This is a genomic window from Alkaliphilus hydrothermalis (assembly GCF_016908555.1).
Lineage (GTDB): Bacteria > Bacillota > Clostridia > Peptostreptococcales > Natronincolaceae > Alkaliphilus > Alkaliphilus hydrothermalis.
The window spans coordinates 135705-147306 of sequence record NZ_JAFBEE010000006.1 but is presented as its reverse complement, the minus strand read 5'-3'; the positions used below and the strand labels follow the sequence as shown (position 1 = coordinate 147306).

Sequence of the window (11602 nt, the reverse complement as noted above, 5' to 3'; positions counted from 1 at the left end):
CCTCGGTTCGGTGCTTTGCCTCCAGCTTCCTTCAGATTCCACCTCGCGATGGACACCCTTGCTCTTGGCTAACGGTTGGCACTACCAGCCCCCGTGCTGGACTTTCACCAGCAAGTTCACGCCCATGCTGGGCGCACCCTAAAAAAACCCTTTTGAGAGAACTCTCAAAAGGGTTTTAGTGGTTAGTATTTTAGTTATTACTGAACAACAAATTGAACAGTCTTAGTGTAGTCAGTGTTTGCAACACCAGCTTCATCAGTAATGTCTGCTGGTCCTGCTGTAGCAGCAGCTGTTACAGTTACTAGAGTACCTTGTGCAGGTAAACTATCTACTGTTAATGTTACAGTCTTACCATCTGCACTTACAGATGCAGCAGTAACATTTCCTGCGCTTAATGTGAAGTGGTTGAAACTATCATTTAACACGATTGCTTCACTGAATGTTACTTTTACTGTTGTAGCAGTAGCATGCGAAGCATTAACCATCTTAGGTGCTGGATTAGCAGTTGATACTGCAGCAAATACTGCACTATCGTTAGCTGCTAACATTGCAGTTCCGTTGTTATCTACGATTTGCGCTTCTACAAGTTTAACTTGGTATAAGTTTCCTGCTGTAAATAATGTATTATCTACATCGAAGAATACTCTTACTTTGTTATTGTCTGTTCCTTCTAATCTTACTAATTGAATAGTAGAGTTATTGAATACAGAACCATTTGATAAGTTAATTGCTTCGATTAATCCTGTATTGATAGTTGAGTTAAGTCCGATTTCTTTATTGAATGTAATATCAATAGTGTTTGTATCAACTGCAGTTACAGCTGCAATTTTTACTGCTGCAGGAGCTGAAGATACACCAGCAAAGTTAGCTTCTGCATAAGTTTGACCTGTCTTAGTAGCAAGTGTATCTAATGCGAATTGATCAGTAATCTTAGCTACACCAGTATTTAAGATTTGAACTGTATATACTGTACCAGCAGTAAATGTAGCTGAGTTATCGAAGTAGTAAGTTGCAGACATTCCATCAGTTGCTAATACTGCATCATTTAATGCTCCAGCATAAGCAGGTGAGAAGTTAAAGTCAGCAAATACTAAGTTTTGAGCTCCAGTTACTTTCTCACTGAAAGTTACCTTAAGTGTTCTATTATCAATAGCGATAATTGATGTTACTTTTGGTGCTTCGTTAGCTGCATTAATTCCAGCAAAGTCAGCAGTATGGTTAGCTGCTGCAATCGCAACACCATTTGCATCATTAATAGTAGCTACTGTTACTCTGTAGATTACACCTGAAGTTAATTCAGCTGTTTGGAAAGCTACAGTTGCAGACATTTTGTCGCTAGCAACAACTACTGCGTCAGGAGTACCAACAACCCCTACTCTTGTAGTAGCTGTTTCTGTTCCTGATAATACTGCGAAAGCAAAGTCTGTATTAGCTACAGTTGCAGCATCAATCTTTTCGTTGAATGTAATCTTAATTTCTTGCTTGTTTAATGCTACAGCTGAAGATACTTTAGGTGCTGTTGTATCAGCAGTTCCTAAACCACCAAATGTTGCTGTATCATTATCTTCGTCAACTACGTTACCACTCTTATCTTTAATACCAGTTACATCAACAGTGTATACTTTAGATTCTTGTGTCTTAGTAGTTAATACCCAAACTGTTCCATTAGTTACTACTGTGTCTTTAGCAACAGCTGATGGGTAACCAAGTTCAGTTCCTAAATAGTAGTTGTACGCTTGCTTAGCTGTTACGTCATCCATAATTTCAGAGAATGTTACTTTTACAGTTGTAGCAGAACCTGCAACAGCAGAAACAACTGTAGGCTTAGTAGTATCTGTTGCTAAACCACCAAATGAGAACTCATCATTGTCAGTGTTAATTACGTTTCCAGATACATCTGTTACGTTTGTAACTACTACTTTATAGATAGTTCCTTGAACTTGAGCAGAAGTTGTTAATTCAACAATTGCTTTGTTAGTAGAATCTTGCTTAGCTGCCACTACTGTTAATCCTTCAATAGCGTAGTTTGCAATATTTTCAATAGTTTCTTTATTCATGTTTTCATTGAAAGTTAATCTAACACTTGTGTTAGTTAAACCTACTGCAGATGCTAATTGAGGCTTAGTTGTATCTGCAGCTAAACCACCGAATTGAGCTTCATCATTATCAGCGTTGATTATGTTACCAGAAGCATCAGTTACGTTAGTTACTACTACTTTGTAGATAGTACCTTGAGTTTGTTCAACAGTTGTAAGAACAACTACTGCCTTATTAGTTTGTCTTTCAGCTGAAAGAATTTGTAATCCTTCAATTGCATAGTTTGCAATGTTTTCAGCAGTTAATTCATCCATATTTTCGTTGAAAGTTAATTGGATAGTTGTGTTAGTTAATGCTACAGCTGATGTTAATTGAGGCTTAGTTGTATCTGCAGCTAAACCACCGAATTGGGCTTCATCATTGTCAGCATTAATTACATTACCTACCATGTCAGTTACATTTGTAACAACAAGTTTGTAGATTGTTCCTTGAGTTTGAGTTGCAGTTGTTAAAACGATAGATGTCTTAATAGGACTATTATTTACATCTACATCATACTCTGCAGCAAGAATTTGTAATCCTTCAATTGCATAGTTTGCAATATTCAGAGCATTTTCATCTACATTTTCAGTGAATGTTACTTTAACAGTTGTGTTTGTTAAAGCTACTGCACTTGTTAATTGTGGTTTTGTAGTTTCATTAGCGATTGTTACGAACTTGTAGTCCACACCGTTATACGTTAAAGTATACACAGCATTTGCACTCATTTCGTCAGTTGTTAAAACAACAACTTCTCCAGCAGTCTTAAGTCCTGTAGAAGTTACTGCTACTTCTGTACCAGCAGCATCTTTAACTACGAATTCTGTTGAAGCAGGAGCAACTGTAATAGCTTCTTCTAATCCAACATGAACTGTTGTTTGGCTTATAGAGTTAACAGATTTAACTGCTAACACTACTGGTTCTTCAACTACAGGCTCGAAACCATCATATCCTAATACAGTTCCAAGTGCAGTTTCTCCATCTACTGGAGTCATATAAAGAGCTGCAACTGTTAATTCAGCCATGAATCCTCTTGCAGCCTTAGCTGTTAAGTCAGCTCCTTCTGCTACGAAACCTAATTCTACAGCTAGTGTAGCGCGGTTATCCCAAGCATAAGTAGTTTCATAACCTAATGCTCTTAGAAGGAAAGTGATTGTTTGAGCTACTGTTAACTCTTGGTCAAATCCGAAAGTTCCATCACCTAAACCAGTTGTGTAACCTTCAGCTTGTGCCCAACCGATCACAGCTCCGTAGTAGTCTCCTCTTACGTCTGTGAAGTTAGTAGCTAGAGGATAGTTCTCAGCTTCTTCCTCTTGGCCTAATAATCTAGCTAACATTACGATCATTTCTTGTCTCTTTAAGTTTTGAGTTAACATTAAGTCACCATTGTCGCCCTTAAGTAAACCCATTACTTCTAATCTTTCACCAGCTGACATTTCTGTCTCATTAGCGAAAGCAAATCCAAAGCTTCCTAGTACCATTGATAATACAAGTACTAATGAAAGAACCTTTTTCAGTATGTCTTCCTCCTTTTTTTTCTGTTTATTTTTCTGAAGTGAGTTAAGATGAGGCGATGGTTGTAACCCTCTTCTGTAGAACCAACCATACCTTAAAATTTTATAGATGCGGATTTTTCATATTGTATCCGCCCTCTATATTTGAAATTATACACTGACCCAGTTGCTTGGTCAATGCGTGGGGTGAGATTGTAATATAACTGTAACATCGTTTCCCCTCAAAGCTATAATTGCAATCCCTACTTAAAACATTATACACTGTGAGAAGGTCAATTACCATTACAGTAATATTACAAATTGTTTGCACCTATATGACAGACGGAAAAGGAATCCGTCTTTCATGTCCCCTTAATAAGTATTCGGTGCTTAGGAAAAAATTCCTTTTTTTTGTTTGATATTTTATGTGTTTTTTTTAAATTAGTCCATATTTACTGTATAGCCTAATCTTGTCCATATCAAACACATGTTAATCAAATATTAGAATATTTTTCCGTTTTTTAAAGGTTGCTTTATAATAATATTCAAAAACCTGCTATCTTGTCAATAGCAGGCTTCATTTTTTCTATTTTTTCAGTTTTTTTATTCTAACTTTCTTTATTTTTAATCGCTGCTTTTATAAAGTCCCTAAACAAAGGATGGGGTCTAGTGGGTCTTGACTTAAATTCTGGGTGGAATTGTCCACAGACAAACCACGGATGATCCTTTATCTCTACGATTTCTACTAATCTTTCGTCAGGAGATACACCACTGATGATCATTCCTGCTTCTGTCACCTTATCCCTAAAATAATTATTAAACTCATAACGATGTCTATGTCTTTCATAGACTAAATCCTCTCCATAGGATTCTCTAGCCTTTGAGCTTGGGTCTAGCTTACAGGGATAAAGTCCCAATCTCATGGTGCCCCCCATATCCGCTACATCCTGCTGTTCTGCCATTAATGCAATCACTGGATTTGTAGTCTGGGGATTTAATTCAGCACTATGGGCATCCTTTAGCCCCAATACATTTCGGGCAAACTCCACCACCGCCAGCTGCATTCCAAGGCAAATGCCAAATAGGGGGACTTTATTCTCCCTAGCGTATTTGATGGCAGATATCTTTCCTTCTACACCACGATCACCGAATCCTCCCGGGATTAATATACCATCAGCTTCTTTTAATAGGCTATTTACATTTTCTTCTGTTACATCTGCAGAATGTATCCAGTCTATATCTACATTTGCATCGTTATGAATTCCCCCATGGGTCAAGGCCTCCGATACTGAAAGGTAGGCATCCCTCAACTCCACATATTTACCCACTAAAGCAATTTTCACTGTTCTAGTAGGATTCTTATGCTTCTTCACGATTTCCTTCCATATATCCAGCTTGGCCTCTCCTGCCTGTAGGTCTAGACGTTCCACCGCCATTTGATCCAGTCCTTCCTGCTGTAGCATTAGGGGTACTTCATAAAGACTTTCTGCATCGAGATTTTGGACTACCCTATTGGCATCTAGATTGCAAAATAGACCAATCTTGTCCTTCATTTCTTGAGAAAGGGGTTCTTCGGTACGGCAAACGATGACATCTGGCTGAATCCCGATGCTCCTAAGCTCCTTTACACTGTGCTGGGTGGGCTTCGTCTTTAGCTCCCTCGCTTTTCCTAAGTAGGGGACCAATGTAACATGAACGTACATAACGTTTTCTGTCCCCACATCATATTTCATTTGACGGATTGCCTCTAGAAAGGGGAGACTTTCTATATCCCCTACAGTTCCACCGATCTCTGTAATGACCACATCAAAATTGCCTTCCCTTGCCCCTCGGCATAGTCTTTCCTTTATCTCATTGGTAATATGGGGAATCACCTGTACGGTTCCACCTAAATAATCCCCCTTTCTTTCCTTAGAGATGACAGACCAATATACCTTACCAGAGGTAACATTACTGTTTTTGTTGAGATTGATGTCAATAAATCGCTCATAGTGACCTAAATCTAAATCAGTCTCAGCTCCGTCTTCGGTTACGAATACCTCCCCATGCTGATAGGGGCTCATGGTACCTGGGTCAATGTTTATGTAGGGGTCAAACTTTTGAATAGAAACCTTTAGTCCTCTACTTTTTAATAGTTGTCCCAATGATGCAGCGGTAATCCCCTTCCCTAGGGATGAGACAACCCCGCCCGTTACGAAAATATACTTTGTTGGCATACAAAAACCATCCTTTCATAATAAAATAGTTAATAATGAATAATTAAGAATTAATAATTAATGGTGAGTAATTAAGAATGAATAATTAAAATAAATATAGACTCTATTTATAAGTCTTTACATTTTCCTTGATTAATAATTATAAAAATTTCCAAAAAAAGTGAGAGGTCCCCTGAAAAGGGTGACCTCTCTTAAAGGCACCCTTTTCGGGTGCAAACAACCATATTATTGTATCCTATTTAAAAATAGCATGTCAACAAACATTACGTTAAATATCACTTTTATTTTACTTCCTTATTATTATCTATTTTTCCAAGGTAAGCAAATGCAAAATCCAACTGCAGCCTTTCTATCACCTTATAGTCTGGTTTTACACCAATGCCATCAATCACCCGCTTATTTGGAGATAGATAACGGGCTTCTGTTATCTTCATGCCGTCACCATCGGGTAGGTAGTAAATCGTTTGAACAGAGCCCTTGCCATAGGTGTTTTGTCCAACAATGATACCTGATTTGGAGTCTTGTATTGCAGCCGCCAATACCTCAGAAGCACTGGCACTGTATTCATTAACCAATACAACAATGTTATTGAAGAAGGGCTTTGATAAAGAAGACATATAGGTAACTGTTGTGTCCTGCTGGTTCACGTGGAGAATTGGGCCTTTTTTTACTAATAGTCTTGCTATCGCTACCACCTGATCCAAGGATCCTCCTGGGTTGTTTCTTAAATCGATAATGATTTTATCAATCCCATTCTTTTGAAACTCCTTCAAAGCCTTGACGGTATCATCATAGGTGTGCTGATTAAACTCTAAAATAGTAAGGTAGCCAATGTCATCAATGATTTCAGAAAAAACAACTTTGTAGGTAATATAGTCCCTCTCGAAGGTGATTTTCATAACCCCCTCATGACCATCTCTTTTTATTCCAAGGGTAATCTTTGTCCCGACATCTCCCCTGATTTTGCCAACAAGCTCTTCAAAATCCATACCTTCAACATTTTCGCCATCTATACTGATGATTTCATCCCCTGACTTTATTCCTGCCCTCCAGCTGGGGGAGTCCTCCATTGGGTCAAGAATAAATCCTCCATCCACTTCATCAATGTAAGCTCCGATACCGACATATTCCCCTGTTAATCTCTCCATAAATAATCCAAAGGTCTCAGGATCAAAATATTGACTGTGTTCATCTAAGTGTTCAAATATTTCTTCTGGTGTATCCCCTGTCAGTTCCTCTACAGTAATATCATCCACATAGTTGTCTGCAATAAACTGTTTGAGACTTTGCATCATTTCCGGTGACATTGTTGATGTGTAGGCCTCAGCTGTAAATGGTGTGATGGCCATTAAAAGGACCATCATCATTACTAAAAAACCCCGATTTTTCATCTCTATTCCTCCTCTTTTTAGGTGTTAGCCTTGCATCTTCTATTCTATTCCTAATAATTTATAATTCTCTCCCGATAATCATAGCGGAGCTCCTTCTGTAAATAGCGGATGAGATTAGTTAGCATCGTCACTGCCTCAGCCTTTGTCATGGGCTTTGTGGCTTGAAAGTAGCCATCTGTTGTTCCACCTACTAGTGATAATTCCTTTGCCACGTAGATTGAAGATTTGGCCCATTTCGGAATATTTGCATCATCTCTAAATCCCGTGTTGTAATTTTGTAAAGGAGCCATGTTTTCAAATCCCAACAATCTGACAATAATTGCTGTTGCCTCAGCCTTTGTTAGGGTTTGATTTGGTAGAAATTTACCCTCTCCAGGCCCCACCATAATCCCCTTATCCTTCACTTCTTTTATATACTTTTGGTTTGGGTCTTGACTGCTGACATCAAGGAAGATTTTATCCTCTTCTTTTTGTGTCTGAATGCTTCGGGTCCGTTGGGGTGTTTCTTCTTCTGGCACGATCCCCATCACCATCGCCACTGCTCTGGCAAAATCCCCCCTAGACATCGGTAGGGATGGTCCAAAGTAATTGCTGTTGGGATACACAGCCTCTAGGCTTGCCATCAGGAGAATGTTTCCCTCTGCCCAGTGACCTCCAATATCCTTCATTTGCGGTATATTGAGACGCTTATTTAAGGGATTGGTATCTAGACTCAAGCTTTTTACCCCAGTATTTCTTTGACTCTTTAGGGTACCGTCATCTGTAAATCGTGGAAGGTCATAGCTGTATTTTAGTATATTTTCCTGTTGCTCCGTCAGCAGGTATCCTCCCCTAAAGCTGATCTGGGAAGGGGCATTGGCTTCGTAGGTATAGTCTTTGGTCCGATTATGAACCGCCTCCACCGTTGCTGTCCCCTGCCATCGTAGGGGAGTTTCCCCCTCTTTATTGTATTGGATAAAATGCTGTAGGGTTTGGGTCTCGGTTTCTCCCCAATATTGATCATAGCCCACTACTGTACCTTTTGTTTCGACGATGACATTTCCTTCATCCTTATTGATGGTGTAGTTCTTTCTTGCATCCCAGTTGCCGGCAAAGTAAATCACTCCCGGCTTTGTATCTTGGATGTTGGACTTACTCCATTGAATGTTGTTATTATCAACTTCAAATTTCTGTCCCTTCACCTCAATGGTTTCCTTGTAGCTATTAAGGGAAAGTACCTCCTGCTTTTGTCCGCCATTGATGGTCATATCGTTGTCGATACTAACAGTCCGACTAAGCTCTGCTTCATGCTGGGGATTTGCCAGCTTGTAGGTATACCTCTCTGTTACTCTATTGGATCTTTCTGTCTTTCTTATATCGATTGTCCCTGTTAAAAGAATGGGCTCTCCTGTAATGAAGATGACCTCTTGATAGATCATTTCATTTTTGATGCCCCCCTCATAACCCGGAATTTCCAAAGCAAAGCTGCTGAGGCTAAAGGTTAAAGCGAGGAAGAGGGACATAATGATGATTAATTTTTTATTCATGTATTTCCTCTCCCTTCTATTGTTCTACAACGACAATATAGGCATCATCATGGGTGGCTGAGGCTTTGCTCTTGATGATATAGACCTTTGCCCGTTGCTTCAACTGATAAAATTCTTCTCGACTAATGGGCTTGTCATTGACAAGGATTGTTGCCTTCTCCATGGAAACAACCTCTTGTGTTCGTACTGATTCCCAACGGCTTGATAGGGTGTTCCAGTGACGAAGGTTTGTGATGGTCATTTCATTGGCGTCTAAATCCACCTCTGCGATTTCTCCTATTGCACTATGGTCGGTATTTAATATGTGATAATAGTTGAAGTGATTTGGTGTTAAATTGATTCCCAATATTTCAGCTGTTGTTTCCCCTTGAAGGGTGGTTTCTCTAGCAATGATAAAGGCACTTTTTCCTATGTAATGATTGTTTTTAATACGGGTTCTTAAATCTAAATCTTGTATCTGATTTGGGTCAATGAACCTTGAATTTAAGAAATACCCAGTAGGTACTTCCTTTTGAATTTCACTATCAAAAACATAGGTGTCTTCTGTCATGGTGAGTTTTTGTGGTCTAGCAATTTCCCCCCACTGGTGATTTTCTAGCTTTAAGTAATCCAACTGATATGCCAGTCGTCCAAGGGTTAGGCTATAGTCTCCTAAATCTTCAATTCTACCCCTATATACCACAAGACGGGTTCCGTCGATACGGTCATCCATCATTCCATCATATTCTATAGAAATAAATGTTGCATTTCTTCTGCCTTGGTTGAGGTCTGCGGCTAAATAAATACTTTGCTGATTTTCTAGGTTGAGGATATCCACCAGTCGGTTATTTTGGACTACTATGGTTCCTTCATTAAAGGATATGGTGTTGTTCTCCACCACCATTCGACTGTTTCCAAATTGAAGCCCCGTCACCTTGTTTTCATAAAGGATGGTTGACCCCTCCTTTACCAATACCTTAGCTGCCCTTTGGGTGCCATAGCTGTTTTCTACTGCTACATAAAGTTCCTTACCCGTTTGTCCAGACAGTTCCTTTAAGGTAATCTGGTTTCCACCTAGGTAAATATCCCCTTCCACCTTTATTGAAATCTTCTGCTGTGGGTGGGGATTCCACGTAGCCCCTTGATACTCTGAAATAGAATTAATAATCATTTCCTTATTTCGTTCACTTACGTATTCCAGCTTACCTCGATATATATTGGTGATGTGTCTTTCGTCATCCTCCACTTTGATGCTGGCAATGTCGGCACTGTATATATCATCGAAGGATAAAATGACCCTGTCCCCTTCCTTTACTTCAAAGAGTTTAGCATGCTGATCATTTCTAGTAACGATAGTGGTAGGTAGGATTCTGTACTTTTCCCGTTCCCCTTCTACCTGTAGTTCTATTTCAGTGGAACTAATCAATAATACATCCCCTACTTTTGTTTTGCTTCCAGGAGGAATATATCCGTGGAGGTATGGGTCTTCCTCCAAATAGGCTTCGATGGATACCACCATCCCCTGTCTGAGGGTTGCTTTTACCTCTTGCCCATAGATTAAATCCTCTAAGCTTGCTGGTACGCCATTAACCATCACTTCAGTGAAGGCCGGTAGCTCCATCAAGTGCTTTTTGCCATCAAAATCCGTCATGGCAAAGCGATTGTTGTCTACATCCACCAAATCTATAAAGCCCTCTATTTTTGTAATTTTTGTAGGAACGACCCTAGCATAAATGATTTCCTGCTGGGGATTAATAAAGTAATAGATGACATCCCCCTGTTCCAGTAGGGAGGATAAGGATAGCCCCCCTTCCTTCTGAACTAAGAAATCCCTTCCTGCATCAGATGTGAGGTAGTTTTGACTATTGTCTTGGTTTAAGATGGTGTAGACCCTCTTTTTGATTTCATTTGCCTGTTGCTGCTGTATTATCTCTTCGATTTCCATGACTCGACCAATCTTCTGGGTGATTCCCCTTTGTACTAGGAATGCTTCTCCCACATTAAACATTACTTGCGCCATCTGTACTCTAGTAAACTCGTCCCTTGGTGCGAAGGTATTGGGAGTAATCCCCGTCATAATATTTTGATTTAAAACTGCTTCTATTAAAGGAATTTTTTCGGTGTCTATTTGCTCCCAATCATCGAAACCATAGGTTTTGACAATTTTATCTCCATAGATTCCTTGAAGCTTTAATGCCCTCGCCACCCATACAGCCACCTGCTGACGGGGAACTGGACGATTCCATACTGCATTTTCTAACTTTTCCTTTACTTGTCTTTCAATCTCAGCAATCTCTTCCCCTGAATATCCACCATTTTGAAAACGGGCCAATTGCCTTTCCAATTGATTTTCTAAATTTTCTTGTTCCTGTGGCGTTAAATTAATGATTTGATTAATTTCTTCGTTGGTGATAATCCCTTCATTTACTGCCACCTGTACTGCACCCTTCCCCCAGTTGTGGACGGCACTCAATAACAGTAGGCTTCGTACATTTGCAGGTGCCTGCAACTCCCCTAATTGCTGAGCCTCAGCTTCCTTACCTATGGCCCTTACCAACACCGTCAAGGCTTCTACATAGGTCAAGGAACTATTTGGTCTAAAGCGGCTTGGAGCTACCCCCCTCATTAAAGAAAGCCCCGCCATTTCCAGTATTGGTACTGTTCCCCAATGGCCTGAAATATCACTATAGTGGAAGTTCTTTAATTGATCTTGAGGATTTTCCACTCCATTATATACAGGGTGGGATGTATATCCTTCTATTCCATAGGAAATTGGAGGAATTAGTTGAAGGAGTAATAGGATCGCCAATATTAAGCTGTAGGTTTTTTTAAGCTTGTTCTCCATTGGTTTTCTCTCCAATCTTTAAAGTGTAAGGAGAGATATATTCTCCCCCTAGTTTATTAAAAAATACATTAGGTTA

The 11602-nt window shown here is 39.6% G+C and carries 5 protein-coding genes; all 5 read right to left on the bottom strand.

Annotation, left to right across the window (positions count from 1 at the left end; all coding sequences use genetic code 11):
* Positions 1-197 precede the first annotated feature (197 nt).
* The 5 genes from JOC73_RS06515 to JOC73_RS06495 all read right to left on the bottom strand — a co-directional run bounded on the left by JOC73_RS06515 (position 198) and on the right by JOC73_RS06495 (position 11526).
* Positions 198-3557: a beta strand repeat-containing protein gene (locus tag JOC73_RS06515; protein WP_204401358.1), complete on the bottom strand. Its 3360-nt coding sequence runs from the start codon at positions 3555-3557 to the stop codon at positions 198-200.
* Positions 3558-4177: 620 nt separating this feature from the next.
* On the bottom strand, positions 4178-5785 hold the full coding sequence (locus tag JOC73_RS06510) for a CTP synthase (RefSeq protein WP_204401356.1): 1608 nt from the start codon (positions 5783-5785) through the stop codon (positions 4178-4180).
* A 281-nt stretch (positions 5786-6066) separates the two neighbouring features.
* A complete protein-coding gene (locus tag JOC73_RS06505; protein ID WP_204401354.1) occupies positions 6067-7176 on the bottom strand; it encodes a S41 family peptidase in 1110 nt (369 codons plus the stop codon).
* Positions 7177-7226: 50 nt separating this feature from the next.
* Positions 7227-8702 (bottom strand): S-layer homology domain-containing protein, encoded by a 1476-nt coding sequence (locus JOC73_RS06500; RefSeq protein ID WP_204401352.1) that lies wholly within the window; start codon positions 8700-8702, stop codon positions 7227-7229.
* Between the two features lie 16 nt (positions 8703-8718).
* Complete coding sequence (locus JOC73_RS06495; protein WP_204401350.1) at positions 8719-11526, bottom strand: S-layer homology domain-containing protein; 2808 nt, start codon at positions 11524-11526, stop codon at positions 8719-8721.
* Positions 11527-11602: the final 76 nt, after the last annotated feature.

Bases quoted from the DNA above. Each gene is read 5' to 3' on its own strand.
- JOC73_RS06505 (WP_204401354.1), bottom strand. From the start codon at position 7,176: ATGAAAAATCGGGGTTTTTTAGTAATGATGATGGTCCTTTTAATGGCC.
- JOC73_RS06495 (WP_204401350.1), bottom strand. From the start codon at position 11,526: ATGGAGAACAAGCTTAAAAAAACCTACAGCTTAATATTGGCGATCCTA.
- JOC73_RS06500 (WP_204401352.1), bottom strand. From the start codon at position 8,702: ATGAATAAAAAATTAATCATCATTATGTCCCTCTTCCTCGCTTTAACC.
- JOC73_RS06515 (WP_204401358.1), bottom strand. From the start codon at position 3,557: ATGGTACTAGGAAGCTTTGGATTTGCTTTCGCTAATGAGACAGAAATG.
- JOC73_RS06510 (WP_204401356.1), bottom strand. From the start codon at position 5,785: ATGCCAACAAAGTATATTTTCGTAACGGGCGGGGTTGTCTCATCCCTA.